The following is a 15,698-nucleotide window of genomic DNA, read 5'->3' as shown; positions in this document are numbered from 1 at the left end:
GGCATGGGCATCCGCTTGCCGATAAGCTTACTGGCGGGCAATTCTCACAAGGCAGGAATGCGCAACAGGGCCTTGGGCGAGTTGCGAGGTTCCTTTGTCCAGGGTCAAAACGTTTGGGTTCCCGTTTTGGCAGGCCTCACCGACCGGTTTGAACCATGCCCCGGTGGCAATCTGGATAACACCCCGACGAATGTCCTTGCTGGTACGCAATTCTGCAACGCAGGTCCCCCGTTCATTGGAGAGGCGCAGGACCTCACCCTCAGCGAGGTTAAGCATGGCGGCGTCCGCTGGGTGCATGGTGACCGGCTCAACACCCTTTGGTCGATCCGCGCAACTGACGGGGCCATGATCCAGCTGGCTGTGCAATTTATTGCGCGGTTGGTTCGAGATCAGGTGAAATTCGTCGGTGCTGGCGCCGCCGAGCCATTCAGCCGGTTCAAGCCACACCGGGTGCCCCGGACAATCATCATAGGCAAAATCATGTACCGTCTGCGAAAAAAGCTCGATTTTGCCGCTCGGCGTGCGCAATGGGTTTGCTTGTGGATCGGCCCGGAAGGCCTCCATCATGATTGTGGGTTCCTCGGGGGTTGGGAGTTTCACCCAACCCTGACGCTGAAACGTTTCCCAATCGGGGAGTGAAACATCGGCTTTTGCCGCCTGCTGACGGGAGACATCCCATAGCCAGCGCAGCCAGGATTCTGTACTGCGTCCTTCCGTAAAGGCGCGATCCACGCCCATCTCAGCCGCGATCCCCGAGAAGATGTCGTAATCGTCGCGGGCCTGTCCCACAGGTTCAATCGCTGCATCCATCGACACGATGTAGGGATCCTTGGGAGACATGGCGATGTCCGGTCGTTCCAATGTGGTCGTGCAGGGCAGCACAATATCCGCGTGTTTCGCCAATGCATTCCAGCACCATTCGTTGGCGATAATGGTTTCAGGCCGCGCCCAGGCGCGGCGCAATCTGTTCAAATCCTGATGATGGTGGAACGGGTTACCCCCTGCCCACCAGACCAAACGGATGTCGGGGTAGGTGTAGGAAACGCCGTCGTAGGTAAATGTGCCGCCAGGGTTCTCCAACATGTCGGTTAGTCGCGCCACTGGTATGAAATCCTCCACCGGGTTTTGCCCTTGTGGAAAAGACGCATAGTCAATTTCGTATCGGTTCAGGCCGACGTTGTTCATCGCCGAGTATCCGAAGCTGATACCGGTGCCCGGCAGGCCCATCTGACCCAGCATCGCGGCCAGATTGATCGCAGCCCAAAACGGCTGTTCGCCGTGGTCCTGCCGGGTGAGGGCCCAGGCGACGGAAATCATGGTACGGTGGGTCGCCATACGCCGTGCAAGGGTTTGAATTTCGGAAGCTGGCAAATCGCAGATGCGGGCCGCCCATTCCGCAGACTTCGGGATACCATCTGTTTCGCCGGTCAGATACGCGGCGAAGCGATCAAAACCTACAGTGTAATGATCGAGGAAGGATTGATCGTGCAGGTTCTGATCAAGTATTTCATATGCCAGGCTCAGCATTAGTGCGGCATCGGTCGAAGGTCGCAGCGCCAACCACTGAGCATCCGCGTCATCTATCAGGTCTGATTTTAGTGGCGAGATATTGACGAACTGAACTTTTGCCATCTTTGCCGCGTGCAGACCGGCCATCTGTACATGCGCGCCCAAACCTCCCTGACTGATCTGGCCGTTTTTCAGAGGGATGCCACCGAAGGCAACGAGCAATTCGCAGTCAGTGGCGATGCTTTCCCAGCTTGTTGTTGTGTCCAGAAATCCTCGGAAGGTACCCAGCACATGCGGCACCACGACTTCTGCGGCGGCAAAGGAGTACGTGTTTTTTGAGCTGGTGAACCCGCCTATGCAGTTGAGAAATCGCTTTAGTTGACTTTGCGCGTGGTGGAACCGCCCGGCACTTGCCCAGCCATAGGAGCCCGCATAAATCGCGTTGTTGCCGTGCTGCTGACGCACGCGATTAAGTTCCGCAGCGACAAGCTTGTTAACGTCCTGCCAACTGACTTCAACGAATTCTTCCAGCCCGCGTTTTTGTCCCGCCGTGCCAGGGCCGCCCTCAAGCCAGCTTTTCCGCACCATTGGCGCGGTGATACGGGTCGGACCTTCCAAGACATCGACAATACCGTGACCGATTGGCGAGGGATCAGGATCATGTTCAAAATTCCGAAGACCGGTGACCTGCCCATCGACGACGTCAACGCTGTAGGTCCCCCAATGACTGGATGTAAGCAGATCGCGATCGGGGCGATTCATCCTAATCTCCCTGAAACTTTCCGCCCGAAACGGGTCGGTCTGACGATGTTGTCTCGCCGAAGCGGTTCTTTAGTCAAGCAATAGATTTGAATGTCTGGGGTAATCGGCATTGAGATCGGTCAGCCTCTTTGGCAAGACCGAGGACTGCTTATGCACGAGAAGGGAGCGAAGGTCAGTAATTGCGGCGGAAAGGTAGCATTCATCCCGGTTCTGTTTTCTATGACCCAAATTGACCGCTCCCCGATCGGTGGTAGGTTTGCGCAAACGATACCAGCAAAGGTGTGACTTATGACCCCCGCGGAAGCGATCCAGACGATTGTCGAGGCAACTGAAAAGGTCGAAGGTATCAGGGCGCTGTTTCTTAGCGGCAGCTACGGGAACGGGATGGCCGATGCCCATAGCGATATTGATCTTGTCATGGTGACCGACGAAGGGGCGACAGACGCTCTCGCGGAAGTTTGGCGTCGCGCTGTTTCAAGAACCGGCGAGATCGTTCTATGGTGGGATCGCACCAACATCCCGGTGCTGATCAACGCAATCACTGACGACTGGATTCGCATCGATCTGATCATCCTAAAACCTGACCAGATGGGTGCGCATTCTCAAGACACACTCAAAGTGCTGTTCGATCACGCCGGGATATTTGACGGCTTGCCAAAAACCCTGCCGGACCGAAAACCGGATGCTCGAAAATTCCTCTATCAGGTCGAGGAATTTATCCGGATTCTGGGATTGCTTCATGTCGCGGCGGGCCGCGAAGAATACATCAACGGTGTTTTGGGTGTTTTTCATCTCAGAAACCTTCTCGTGGAGCTTCTGATCGAAGAAACTGCGGCGCCAAATCGCGGCGGCATCTTACACCTGAACCGGCTGATTTCCGACGCTCAAAAGGAGTTGCTGACGTCGCTCCCGCCACCAAAGCCCAATCGCCATAGCATGATCGAGACACATTTGGCCTACGCAGAGGCTTATATTCCCCGCGCTCGGAAAAGGGCCGTTGATCTGGGGATCGACTGGCCGGAGAGATTTGAGGCCGCGACATGGAATGTGCTCAAGGAACGGTTGTCGATTGAGCGGCCTTACCAGTTGGAGTGATGAACGCGGCGAGCCTCTTGGCCCATTCGCCGCGGAGAAATCTGTTTGCGCTGTGAGCTTCTGGTATGGTCAGGCGCGCCCCAATAGATCACGGGCGATGCGCTCGAATATGGCAGAGCCTACGGGGATAAGATCATCCGGGAAATCATAGTCCGGGTTGTGCAAAGCGGCGTAGTCTTCGCCCGGCCCCAAGCACAGCATGGCGGCTTTGGCATGCCACCCGAACACGCCAAAATCCTCGGACGCCCGCATTGGCAGATCGGTGTCGTTATTTGCGACACCAATCGCATTCATTGCCGCGATCGCAACATCTGTCGCATCTTTGTCGTTGATCGATGCGGCGAAGTCGTCATGCACCGTAAACCCAACCTCCAGACCAGTTTCATTGGCAATTGTTTTGGCAAATTTGCGCGCGGCTTGGTCAAGCGCTTCCATTGCCGGGTCCGCTGATGTGCGCAATGTGACAAAAATCACCGCAGCACCGGGCGCGATACCAAAGGTTGGTTCGCCGATTTGGACATGGGTCACCGTCACAAGACGGAATTCATCATCAAGAGGGCCACCTTGCCCCAGGTCATCCAGAACCGGGATCAACTGGGCTACGGCACGGGCGGGCGAAATTCCAGCTTCGGGATCAGCGGCGTGCGCTGTCTTTCCCTGTAACTGGATCTTTAACCCGCGAGACGCGCAGTTCATCAAGCCAGCGCGCGTCGATACATGGCCAAAGGGGCGGCCTGGTTCAACGTGAATGGCGAAGGCCCAGTCAGCTTGGATCTGCGCATACTCTGGGTCGGCGACCACCGCGCGGGCGCCGCTGCCGTCTTCTTCTGCGGGTTGAAACATCAGTACAACGCGACCCTTGCCGACCGGTTCCCTTGAGATCATGCGACCAAGGGCCAGCAGTTGGGTCATATGACCATCATGCCCGCACATATGCGATTTTCCGGCAACTTCCGATTTCCAGGGGATGTCGTTCAACTCCTGAATTGGTAAAGCGTCAAGTTCGGCACGAAACAGAACGGTTGGGCCTTCGATGCCGCTGTCGAAGATTGCGGCCACTCCGTGCCCACCCAATCCGGTTAGAACTTTCGTTGGCGCGAGTGTATCGAGAGCGGCTGCAATGGCCCGTGCTGTTTCCGCTTCTTCCCCGGAGACCTCCGGGTGCCGGTGCAATTGACGGCGAAACGCCGTAAGCTCGATCAAATCTGAGTTGGTAAGCACGCGACCATTTCCTTTTTTCCTGCGCGATGATCTTGAATTCCACCAGGCTTTGAAACGGACCTCATCGCGAAGGGTCGAGCTTCACGATCCTTTTGGACGGCAATACGAGGGTCGTCCGGGCTCTGTCGGACTATGCTGCGGTCACGCGCCAAATGATGTCTCCGACATCATCCGCCATCAACAACGATTTGCCATCTGCGCCGATCACAACTCCTACGGGGCGACCATAGGCGACCTTTTCGTCATCCGACAGAAACCCCCAAAGGATGTCCTGCGGCGCACCGTTTGGTTTGCCGTTTTCAAAGGGCACAAAAATCAGTTTATAGCCGCTCAGCTTTGATCTGTTCCAAGAACCATGTTGTCCGATGACCATGCCCTCTCCGAAACCGGGCAAGGTACCTTCGGGCATCCAGCACAGGCCAAGTGACGCTGTGTGACCGCCTAATGCATATTCCGGTGTGATTGCCTGAGCGACGAGCTCTGCATCTTGAGGTACCCGGTCATCAACGGTGTCGCCCCAGTAAGAGAAAGGCCATCCGTAAAAACCACCGTCCTGAACAGACGTCAGGTAGTCGGGCGGGGTTTCGTCTCCCAGACCGTCACGCTCGTTCACAACGGTCCAAAGCACATTGGTTTGCGGCTCCCATGCCATACCAACGGCGTTGCGTAGGCCAGACGCAAATACACGCGCCTCCTTGCTTGCAACATCAAGCTCCCAGATCGCAGCGCGCCCCTCCTCGACCTCCATTCCATGGTCGGCAATATTGGTGAGCGAACCGACGCCGGCGTAAATTTTCTTCTCATCCGCCGAGACAAGAAGACTGCGTGTCCAATGCCCGTGTGGTTTGAAATCGACCAGCTTTTTACCGGGTCCGCTGAGGGATGTGGACCCCGGCACATAGCCGAAAACCTTGATCCCATCCGTATTGCCCAGATAGAAATCGTTTCCGACCAGAGCCATACCAAAGGGCTGGTTTTCATTTTCAACAAAAACCTCCCGGGTTTCGGCGACCCCATCGCCATCGGTGTCGCGCCACAAACTTACGCGATTGGCACTTTTTCCAATCGCTTTGACGCGTCGCATGGTCGCTTGCGCTGCATGGTCCATCAGCGTCTTGGGATGGCCGACCTCCTCTTTCGATTCTGCCACAAGCACATCACCGTTGGGGAGAACCTCGATCCAGCGCGGGTGATCAAGCCCCGAAGCGAAGGCATTCACCTTCAGACCCGGCGCGCAGGAGGGCAGATGGCCTTCTTGCCATCCTTGGGCGACTGGCATTTTCAGGGTCATGATCCCCTGCTTCTTGGCGTCCGGGATATCAGGTGCAGCGCCTACCGCTTGATGGGAAGGGGCCCCCATCTTGCGCATGAATGCCACTGTACCGCCCACAAGGGCGGTGGCTTTTGCAATCAGTTCCATCTTGGGCCTCGGTGTTGTTCCGCACAAACCTAGCGGTGTTTTCGTGGTACCAACAAGCCGATTTGCCATCCGAACCGATAAAGTTTTCGAATACGGTTGTATTTTCTTTGATCACATAGCGACCGATTGCTTGCTGCGCGCCGGTGCCAAAATCGGACAGCTATCGGCAATTGATGCAACGCTGTTTCGCCTTTGGTCAAATGATCCCGTTTCGCACCGCGATAATCGCGGCATGAAGTCGGTTGGCGGCGTGCAGTTTGGTTACCGCCTTGTTCAGATGGTAGTTCACCGTAGGTGCCGAGATCAAAACGATCTCAGCAATTTCATCACTGGTTTTGCCATCTGCAGTCCATTTCAGACAATCGAGTTCACGATCGGTGAGTTCGGCCAGTTGGCTACTGCGCGGCGATGCCGAAAGGACCATTGCCTGATCATGCACTTGCAGCGCGGACATGAGTAGTCCGGAACCCTCCGAGCGGATAACGTCCACCAGATGCCTCTCATCTGGATCGGCCATGGTCAAAACCGCCAGATCACCATCCGGCCCCGCAACGGGTATGGAATATCCGGCTGATATTCTGAATGCGCGAGCTTCGTGAAAAACCCGTTTTTGCAACTTTACAAATGGTTTCAAGAATCTGCCCTGGTTCCAGAAGAATGGAAGCCGGGACCCTTTGGATTTCACCGCCACGGGATCGTAATGTTGATAAGATTTACTGACGTAGCGGCTGCTCCATTCGGTTTCGTAGTTGGACAGAAAGCGCGTAGGCTGATTGTGACTGCCCCGAAGCATCAGATAAGAAAAGAAGGTCAGACCAAAACGGGCGCAGTAGTCTTCGATCCTGGCCTCAAGGTCATTGAAGTTTTCGCAATCAGCAAACTCTGAAACCTGCATATCCTTCCCCTTCAAACTATCAAATCTGATAGTGGACATGAGAATGCCCTGCGTGTGCAGATTGCCTCATTCGTGAAAATTCACATTGGGGGTAGTCTAAATGAAACAACACATCGTGTCGATCTGTGCCGCTGGCGGGCTGGTTCTGGCTGCTCCAGCCGTCTGGGCGGAAGTGACGAAAATCGGCCTGCTTGCACCGCTGACAGGGCCCTCCGCAGCTGACGGACAGGAATTCGTCAATGGCGTTAACTGGGCCGTCGACGAGATAAATGAAAAAGGCGGGATCGCTGGGTACACTTTCGAAGTTGTGGTTGCCGATGTCAAAGACGGCTCGGCGGCAAATGTCTCCTCAGCGGCGGAACGGCTTTTGGGCACGGATGGCATTGAGTTCATGCTGACGGGTTACGCATCCCTGTCGCTATTCGAGGTCGATCTGATGGCGGAAGCGGATATGCCCTACATTGCCGCCGGCCCCTCACCGTCCTTTGCCGCCATCACCACTCAGGACATCGATTATTACTGGTGTTGCTGGTCGTACACGGCGTCGTTCAAAGGGTATGAAACGGATGTCAGACCAGCGATCGAAGCTTTGGCGGACCGGGGCGAGATCACCCTGCGTGACAAATCGGTGGCTATCATTTCATCGGACAACGCCTATTCCAGAACCATTTCGGAAGGCATGAAGGTCTCCTTTGAAGAAGGCGGCTGGCGCATTGTTGTCGACGAACTGGTGCCTTTTGGCGAAGTCGGAGATTGGCGGGCCGTTCTGGCCAAAGTGCGTGACACGAACCCTGATCTGATCATCAACACGGATTATCTGCCAGGCAATTCGGCGCTGTTTCTCAACCAGTTTCTGGACAGCCCGACAAATTCGCTGGTCTTTTTGCAATATGCGCCGTCGGTGCCGGAGTTTGTGTCCCTGACGGGCGAGAACTCTACGGGCGTTCTTTACAACCTGATCAATGCGCCCCTGAACAGCGACAAATGGCCTCGCGGCAAGGCTTTGATGGCGGAATATGAGGCCCGTTTTGGCGTGGCGTCCGGTGCTTACGGTGTTGGCCTTTATGAGATGACCAATTTCTATTTCGAGGCCTTGCAGGCGGTGGGTGATCCCACAGACCGCAAAGCCATCGCCGCAGCCATCGGGCAGATCAAACGCCCGACCGCCGCAGGCAATCTTGAATTCGATCCCGACACCCATGTCGCCCTGCAAAGCAATGACCACGTTCCGGTCTCTTTCTGGCAGATTCAGGATGGTGAACGCGTGCTGTTTGAACCCGACGCCTATGCCAACGGGTCGTTCATGCTGCCGCCCTGGATGTCCAACTGAGCCTTGGGACGCGCGCAATGTCTGAACCCGTTCTCGTAGTTTCTGATCTGACCAAGAAATTCGGCGCGTTGACGGCGGTTGATGGTGTCAGCTTTGAAGTTCGGCCGGGGGAGATATTGGGGATTGCCGGGCCCAATGGATCCGGCAAATCCACGCTTTTCAACGCAATCACGCGGGTGCCGTTCGCTCAAACCAGTGGTATCGTCCTGTTCAAGGGCGCACAGATTTCCAACCTTGCGAACAACGAAATCGCCAAGCGCGGAATCGCGCGGACCTTCCAGCGCGAAAGCGTCTTTGGCAACCTGTCGAGCATCGACAATGTCCTTGTGACCATCGAGCAGACGAACCGGGCCTCTGCATTTGCGCAGAAGATTGCCCTTGCCGAACAGGCGCTGGATCTGGTGGGCTTTCCTGCGACACTGCACAACTGGCAGGCCGGGCGATTACCGGTCTATCTGCGCAAACTGGTGATGATCGCGGGGGCCGTGGCGCTGGACCCGGCCGTATTGCTGCTTGATGAGCCGGCGTCCGGTCTGACGGTCAGCGAAATAGACAAAATGCGCGCGCTGATCACGCATCTGAATGAGCTGGGCATGACCATCCTGCTGGTTGAGCATGTGCTGTCATTGCTGATGGAGGTTTCAGACAGGCTAATGGTGCTGGATCAGGGCCGGGTGATCGCCCTGGGTGATCCGGCTACAGTTGTCGCCAATCCCACCGTGATCGAAGCCTATCTGGGCACACCCGCATGAGCCTGTTGGAATTGCGCAATCTGTCGGGCGGATACGACCCGATCCAGATTTTCAGCCATATCGACCTGACCATCGAGGCGGGTGAAAGCATCGGGTTTTTCGGCCCAAACGGGCATGGCAAATCCACGCTGATGAAAACCATCAGCGGTGTTCTGGCACCCTGGACGGGGGATGTCATTTTTGACGGTCAACGCATGAACCGGGTGGGGGATCGCGGGTCGCGCAGATGGCGCAATTTCAACTACGACGTGGTCACCCGCCGCCGGATGGACCCAAAGACGGTGGCGCGCGCAGGGCTGATCCATGTGCCGGAGGGCAATCTGCTTTTTCCGGAAATGACGGTGGCGGAAACGCTTGCCATTGCGCCGATTGCGGGCCGGGGGCGCGGCGATGAGGCCCACCAGCTCGAACTGGTGCATGCGCTTTTCCCAAGGCTGCGGGAGCGCCTGAAAAGCAAGATCCGCTTCCTGTCGGGAGGCGAGCGGCAGATGGTGGCGATTTCCGTAGGGCTGATGGGCAATCCCAAACTGATGATCCTGGATGAACCGACGTTGGGCCTGTCACCGAAACTGCGGCAGGAGCTTTGTCAGGCGGTTGGCCAGATCAAAGCCTCCGGCGTGCCGCTCATCCTGATTGATCAGGATGTAACCTTTCTGACCGAGTTGATTGACCGGCTTTACCTCTTTGATCACGGTCGGATCTCTCGCAAGTTGGAGAAATCCGAAATTCCCTCGCATGACGATCTTATGGCCATGCTGTTCGGAGATCATGCCGCATGAGTGTCGAAAGCTTTCTCTTCGTCCTGTCAGGGGGGATCGTGCTGGGCGCACTCTACGCGCTCATGGCCTCCGGGCTGGCCGTGGTTTGGTCGACATTGGGTATCTTCAATTTTTCACATGGTGCTTTCATCGCGCTCGGGGCTTACATCGGTTGGCAGGTGTCCAATGCTGAGGCGCTGGGGCTGGGACATGTGGCAGGGCTCAGTGCGACGCTGGTGGTCATGTTCGCGGCGGGCATCCTTTTCCAGCAAATCTTCATCCGGCCGTTTGAGCGAAAAGACAATATCATCGCGGCCACGGTGATCACGACCCTTGCGGGTGCGACGATCCTGCAAAACGCCATGCTGCTGATCTGGGGGCCGCGCGCCAAACAGATCGTCGCGATTGCAGAGGGCACAATTTCTATCGGGCCCGTCGCCTTTTCGGGCAATGACATCGCGCTGATTGTCATGGTCGCGCTCATCCTGGGGTTTGCAGGCTGGTTGCTGGCACGCACCAGAACGGGCCGATCAATGCGCGCTGTTGCGCAAAACCGGCAGGCGGCTGAGCTGATGGGGCTGAACGTACCGCTGCTCTATGCGCTGGCCTTCGGCCTTTCCGCCGCCATGGCCGGGATGGCGGGATACTTCGTCGGCTCCATCCGCTTCATCAACCCCACGTTTGGCGCCGACCCGCTCATGAAAGCGCTGATCGTTGTGATTTTCGGCGGGATTGCGCGGTTCACCAGCCCCATATATGCGGCTCTGATCGTTGGTCTTGTCGAAAGTTTCACCATTTTCTACCTGGGGCTCTATTGGGCGCCAGCGATGCTCTTTGCCATGATGACGGTTGTGCTCACCATCAAACCCTCGGGCCTGTTCGGCCACCATCAGAGAACACTCTGACATGCGCTACGATCCCCCATTTCACCTCACCAACGGCCTGATCCCGACTGTCGTGACCGTGGTCCTGCTGGCGGTTTTCCCATTTGTCTTTGATGCATCCTACCTGCGGCACCTGCTGATCCTGGCGATGGTTTTTGCCATTGTTGCAGCCAGTTGGGATCTCAGTTTCGGCTATGGCGGCTTGCTGAATTTCGCCCATGTGGCGCTCTTCGCCGTTGGCATCTACGCATATGGCATTCTGGCCAAAACCTACGGGGTAAACCCCTGGCTGGCGATCCTGCTGTCCGGCCCGATTGTGGCGCTGGTGGCGTCCTTCATGGTGCTGCCCGTGCTGCGCCTTGACGGGATGTATGTGATCCTTGTCACCATCGCCTTCAGCCAGATCCTCTACCAGATTGTCATCAGTCAAAGCCAGATCACCGGGGGCACCTCGGGCATGGTCACCCTGCCGATGCTGCAAATCGACGGATACCGTTTCGTCAAGGACGGCAAGATCGGCTATTACTACACCGCGTTTGTGCTCATGGTGGGGTCGGTGGGTGCGCTGTTTCTGATCACGCGCAGCGCCCTGGGTCGCAGCATTGTCGCGTTGAGAGACAACAAGTATTACGCACAGGCGCGCGGTGTGTCCGAGTGGAAAACCCGTCTGGCCACGCTCGCGGTCAGTGCGTTTTTTGTGGGGATCGCGGGGGGGTTTTATGGCTCCTATGTGCGTGTGGCCTCCCCGGATATCTTTGGCATTGGTAGCCTGACGCTGGTTTTGTCCATTCTGCTGGTCGGTGGGCTTGGCACGATTTGGGGGCCTGTCATCGCCGCTTTCATCATCATTCTGCTGTCTGAAAGCATGGCATCGCTGGGCCCCTGGCGTGACATTCTCATCGCCATTCTGATTGTGGCGGTGATGATTTTCTACCCCGGCGGGCTCTGGGGCGTCGTTCAGGAGCTGCGGGAGCTTGCCCAGAACATGCGCAGCAGTATGATGGCCCGCTACCGCAGAGGTGCCGAGCGCGCTGTACGTCAGAAAATCACCGGCATTCCGGAGCAGATGATCGACACGGCCCATGGCCGCATTGCTGTCGTCGATATCGGCCCGTCGGCTCAACATGCGGGCCCGCCGATCCTGTTTTTGCACGGCAATTCCGCCTGCAAGGAAGCCTTTCAGAACCAGTTCGCCCATTTCCGTGACCGGCACCGCCTGATTGCTTTTGATCTGCCCGGGCATGGCGTGTCCGACAACGGATCGCCCGAGCAGACCTATAACGTGATCGCTTATGCGGATATTGCCGAAGAAATCCTGCAAAAACTGGGTGTCGAGCGCCCTTTTGTCGTTGGATGGTCTTTGGGGGGATATAACGCGCTGGAGCTGACCTCACGCAATCCGGCGGCCTACAGCGGTGTCGTGACCACGGGAACATCGCCGCTGACCGTTGCGCCGGATGATTTTGCCCGTGGGCATAACGCCAAATCGCATATCATTCTGGCGGGAAAGCAATACCTGACGGGACGCGAAACGGTAACTCTGGCCAGTCATGCCACCGTGCCAAAATCGGACAAGAGCGCCTTTCTGCACAGAAACGTGCGCCGCACGGATGGTCGCGCGCGCTATTACATGATCACCAAACTGACCGTGGTCGACTGGCCGCGCCAGATGCGCATGCTGCGCGAAGGGGACATCCCGGTTGCCATCATGAACGGTGATGACGACCCGTTTCTGAACCATCGCTACATTGCTGATCTGCCTTTCGGAAACGTCTGGAAAGGGCATCCAACCGATATTCCCGGCGGCAGGCATGCGCCTTTCTTCAATCAACCAGAGGTCTTCAATCGCGAATTGGAAGCGTTTTTTGAGGCAGCGGTCAAAGATCGTACGTTGCGGCGCTCTGCATGACTTCTTGTTGGCAAGTGTTGGAAATCTATCCGAATCTGTGCTTCGCACCGATCCAAAAACACCGTTATGGTCACCAAAAATGAAACCGGTTTTTGGATCGCCTTTGCACAAAGCTGACGGTACAAAAGCGCGGGCGGCCGACAACGGCGGTAAGCTTTGAGCTGGCAAAGAGTAGTTATACAGCTAAATATATTATTGCTGTATAGTTAGAAATGCGACATTATACAACAAAATATATTTTTGCTGGATAACAAATGAAGTTCCACTCTCAGATCGGGATGTCGGCCTACCACGACCTTCTACGGCTCCTGCGCGATGATCTGGTCTCAAACCTAAAGGGAACGGCCGTTGCCGTGACCGTCAAAGGGCGTGTTTTTTGGTACGATAAATATAGGGTCGGCAATACTATGGCCCAGAAATACATCGGTCCGGATAGCTCGGAATTGCGTGGGCGGCTTGAGCAGGCCAAAGACCTGAAGGCAGCGGAGGCAGAACGGAAGCGCGAACAAACGCGTTTGGTCAGAGTGTTGAGAGCTGAAGGGTACGCCTCTGCCGACCAACGCACGGGCAGCTTGCTCAGTGCTTTTGCACGCACCGGGGTATTTCGGCTCGGCGGGACGTTGGTGGGAACGGTGGCTTTCAGACATTACGAAGGCGAACTTGGGGTTCGGTTGGGATTTGATCAGTTGGCGCAGACTGGTGACATCGACATTGGCAGTTTTGAGCGATTATCCTTTGCAGTTGGTGATGCGGTGGAAACGCCGCTGGCAGAAGTTTTCAGTGATCTGAAATTCCAGCCGATGCCATCCATAGATCACACGCGCACATGGCGCTGGTCCCAAGGTGGCGGTGAAACCCTGGTGGAGTTTCTGATGCCGGCGCAACGCGACGAGGGTGTGCGGGACCTGCCGGCTCTCGGGGTCAGCGCAATTGCCTTGCGACACCTCGATTACCTCCTGGACGACCCAATACCAGCAGCGTCACTCTATCGATCCGGTGTGTTGATACAGATCCCGCGGCCTGAAAAATATGCGATCCACAAATTGATTGTGGCAGATCGCAGGGCTGGGGGGCCTGACGCTCAAAAATCGATGAAAGATCGCGCACAAGCGGAATTTCTGATCCGCGCACTTGCAGAATTGCGACCTGATGAGCTCAAGGAAGCCTATGAAACGGCCCTCGCACGTGGGCCAAAATGGACCAGTCGGCTAGAGGCTAGTCTGGCAAAACTACCGAAAACGACAAGAGAGTACCTGAGCTGATTTCACGCCTTGACGCCTTGCCGTTTGTCCCCGACAAAAGACCTGATGGTTCCCGGAGGAGCGAAACGATTCCGGGATGAAAAGGGAATACGGTGAAGCGCCAGAACGTGCTGATTCCGTGACTGCCCCCGCAACTGTAAGCGGCGAGTGACCCCGATGATCACCACTGAATGCCATGGCATTCGGGAAGGATCGGGCAAGCCCAGACCCGCAAGTCAGGAGACCTGCCATCGTCAACGCAACTTCAACCCGGGCGGGGTGTCCGGACAGGAGGATATGGTGGTTCTACGGTTCAACCCGTCGAGATATGCATACCCCGGTCGGTTCCTCGCGATATCGCGGAGGGCGACATGGGAACATCAAGACACCGGATTACAATCTGTAAATCCTGCCCGCATAAGGGTCGCAGCTGCGCCCCTGGCTATGAGCTGATTGCACGGTTGCGTGCTGCTATTGATGCAGCGGGTGACACGATCAAGGACGATTTTGAAATCTCGGGCGTTGCCTTTGTCGCGGGCTGCGGGCGTCCCTGTACGCTTGCCTATCATGGAACGCGAACAGCCGCCTATCTCTTTGGCGATGTTGACGCCGAGGCTGATATTGGAACTCTCGTGACCCTTGCTCGGCAGAACACGCACACGAAGGGCGAGTGGCTTTCCCAAGCCGAGGGGGTAGACAAACTGCGGCGACCTCGGCCCAGAACTCCCGCGGCGATCATAGCACTGGAGGAAAGTGACGTGCGGATCTCTTGATTTGCTGCGACCTTGGCTGCACCGTTTCTTGCCCTCGGGTGGTGGCGCGCTGGCGCTAATTTATCAAGGATGGTCCAAACAGGGTGCGATGTTTTGGTCAGGCGGGCCAGGTATCACTTAGCCGATACCCGCCAGGCCATGGATCGGTGGGGTCCAGCATCAATTGATGTGTGCCGGTAATCCAGGCTGTTCCCGCGATTTTTGGGATGATTGCGGGTCGGCTTCCGACCGTCGTTTGAGCCACGATCTCGCCGATGAATTCTGACCCGATGATGGATTTGGAATGAAGCTTCGCGCCCACGGTCATTTTCCCTTTGGCATGCAGCAAGGCCATTCGGGCGCAAGTTCCGGTGCCACACGGGGATCGGTCCAGCTTTCCGGGTTTGATTGACACCGCATTGGCGCCTGTCGATTTTCCAGATGCGGTTTCAACTGGCCAGGTGAATTGACAAAACGAAATATGATCCCAATCCGGAATCTCCGGGTGTGTGAAGCCTATCTGGTTGTTTGCAGCATCGGTAAGTTCGGCGCCGAGTTTGGCGAGATGACGTGCATTCCCGGGTTCCAGTTCCATACCAATCTGGCGCGCATCAACGAGCACGAAACTGTCGCCGCCAAACGCTGTATCAACCTTGATCTGTCCCAGGCCGGGGACAGTCAAACTCACATCAATCTGGTCCGCAAATGATGCGACGTTCGTGATGGAAACTTTTGTAACCTTGCCGTTCTGGCAAGTCGCTTCGACGCGTATCTCGCCACCCGGCGCTTCGAGCGTTATATGGGTCAGTGGTTCCTGCATCGGCAGAATGCCGGTTTCTAGCAACACCGTTGCGACGCACATGGCGTTTGACCCCGACATCGGCGGCGTGTCCTCTGGTTCCATGATGATCCATGCAGCATCGGCCGTTTTTGATTTGGGAGGTACCAGCAAATTGACGTGCCTGAAGACACCGCCACGAGGCTCATTGAGCACGAAATTGCGAAGCGTCTGATCTTCCGCAATCCAGCTTCGCTGGTCCCAAAGTGTATCTCCGGGCGGCGGGTCGCATCCGCTGACAATAACATCCCCCACCTCGCCCGCCGCATGCGCGCTGACGATATGGATGAGTTTCGTGGATCGCATGGCGGGCTCCGGATTTTTTGGCTGCT

The 15,698-nt window shown here is 56.5% G+C and carries 13 protein-coding genes and 1 riboswitch; of the genes, 8 read left to right on the top strand and 5 right to left on the bottom strand.

All coding sequences use genetic code 11. The features are described 5' to 3' along the window. Positions 1-27: 27 nt before the first annotated feature. The gene (locus tag Q0802_RS12985) at positions 28-2,271 is read right to left on the bottom strand and encodes a molybdopterin-dependent oxidoreductase (protein ID WP_298918869.1); all 2,244 of its coding nucleotides are present in this window, start codon (positions 2,269-2,271) and stop codon (positions 28-30) included. 288 nt (positions 2,272-2,559) lie between these two features. Here Q0802_RS12985 and Q0802_RS12980 point away from each other — a divergent pair, with 288 nt between their 5' ends. Then, on the top strand, positions 2,560-3,366 hold the full coding sequence (locus Q0802_RS12980) for a nucleotidyltransferase domain-containing protein (RefSeq protein ID WP_298918866.1): 807 nt from the start codon (positions 2,560-2,562) through the stop codon (positions 3,364-3,366). Between the two features lie 69 nt (positions 3,367-3,435). Here the strand turns inward: Q0802_RS12980 and Q0802_RS12975 are convergent, their stop codons facing one another. The 3 genes from Q0802_RS12975 to Q0802_RS12965 form a co-directional block, all read right to left on the bottom strand. Beyond that, positions 3,436-4,587 (bottom strand): amidohydrolase, encoded by a 1,152-nt coding sequence (locus Q0802_RS12975; RefSeq protein WP_298918863.1) that lies wholly within the window; start codon positions 4,585-4,587, stop codon positions 3,436-3,438. Positions 4,588-4,717: 130 nt separating this feature from the next. Beyond that, complete coding sequence (locus Q0802_RS12970; RefSeq protein WP_298918860.1) at positions 4,718-6,007, bottom strand: sorbosone dehydrogenase family protein; 1,290 nt, start codon at positions 6,005-6,007, stop codon at positions 4,718-4,720. 196 nt (positions 6,008-6,203) lie between these two features. Beyond that, the gene (locus Q0802_RS12965; protein WP_298918857.1) at positions 6,204-6,902 is read right to left on the bottom strand and encodes an autoinducer binding domain-containing protein; all 699 of its coding nucleotides are present in this window, start codon (positions 6,900-6,902) and stop codon (positions 6,204-6,206) included. 100 nt (positions 6,903-7,002) lie between these two features. Between Q0802_RS12965 and Q0802_RS12960 the strand changes: the two genes are divergently transcribed. The 7 genes from Q0802_RS12960 (at position 7,003) to Q0802_RS12930 (ending at position 14,549) form a co-directional block, all read left to right on the top strand. Then, the gene (locus Q0802_RS12960; RefSeq protein WP_298918855.1) at positions 7,003-8,232 is read left to right on the top strand and encodes an ABC transporter substrate-binding protein; all 1,230 of its coding nucleotides are present in this window, start codon (positions 7,003-7,005) and stop codon (positions 8,230-8,232) included. Positions 8,233-8,249: 17 nt separating this feature from the next. After that, positions 8,250-8,984 (top strand): ABC transporter ATP-binding protein, encoded by a 735-nt coding sequence (locus Q0802_RS12955; protein WP_298918852.1) that lies wholly within the window; start codon positions 8,250-8,252, stop codon positions 8,982-8,984. Beyond that, positions 8,981-9,763, top strand: a complete 783-nt coding sequence (locus tag Q0802_RS12950) for an ATP-binding cassette domain-containing protein (protein WP_298918849.1) — start codon at positions 8,981-8,983, stop codon at positions 9,761-9,763. The genes Q0802_RS12955 and Q0802_RS12950 overlap by 4 nt, the downstream gene beginning before the upstream one ends. After that, positions 9,760-10,647, top strand: a complete 888-nt coding sequence (locus Q0802_RS12945) for a branched-chain amino acid ABC transporter permease (RefSeq protein ID WP_298918846.1) — start codon at positions 9,760-9,762, stop codon at positions 10,645-10,647. Before Q0802_RS12950 ends, Q0802_RS12945 begins: the two co-directional genes overlap by 4 nt. A gap of 1 nt (position 10,648) precedes the next feature. Continuing rightward, positions 10,649-12,535 carry an alpha/beta fold hydrolase gene (locus Q0802_RS12940; protein ID WP_298918843.1) on the top strand — a complete coding sequence of 629 codons (1,887 nt, stop codon included), beginning with the start codon at positions 10,649-10,651 and terminating at the stop codon, positions 12,533-12,535. A gap of 254 nt (positions 12,536-12,789) precedes the next feature. Then, on the top strand, positions 12,790-13,797 hold the full coding sequence (locus Q0802_RS12935; protein WP_298918840.1) for a GSU2403 family nucleotidyltransferase fold protein: 1,008 nt from the start codon (positions 12,790-12,792) through the stop codon (positions 13,795-13,797). A 29-nt stretch (positions 13,798-13,826) separates the two neighbouring features. Continuing rightward, a riboswitch (cobalamin riboswitch) is annotated at positions 13,827-14,044 on the top strand. A gap of 103 nt (positions 14,045-14,147) precedes the next feature. After that, positions 14,148-14,549: a DUF1636 family protein gene (locus tag Q0802_RS12930; RefSeq protein ID WP_298918838.1), complete on the top strand. Its 402-nt coding sequence runs from the start codon at positions 14,148-14,150 to the stop codon at positions 14,547-14,549. A 97-nt stretch (positions 14,550-14,646) separates the two neighbouring features. Here the strand turns inward: Q0802_RS12930 and Q0802_RS12925 are convergent, their stop codons facing one another. Next, complete coding sequence (locus Q0802_RS12925; protein WP_298918836.1) at positions 14,647-15,672, bottom strand: proline racemase family protein; 1,026 nt, start codon at positions 15,670-15,672, stop codon at positions 14,647-14,649. Positions 15,673-15,698: the final 26 nt, after the last annotated feature.

Source organism: uncultured Roseobacter sp. (assembly GCF_947495275.1).
Lineage (GTDB): Bacteria > Pseudomonadota > Alphaproteobacteria > Rhodobacterales > Rhodobacteraceae > Roseobacter.
This window is presented reverse-complemented; position numbering and strand designations above follow the sequence as displayed.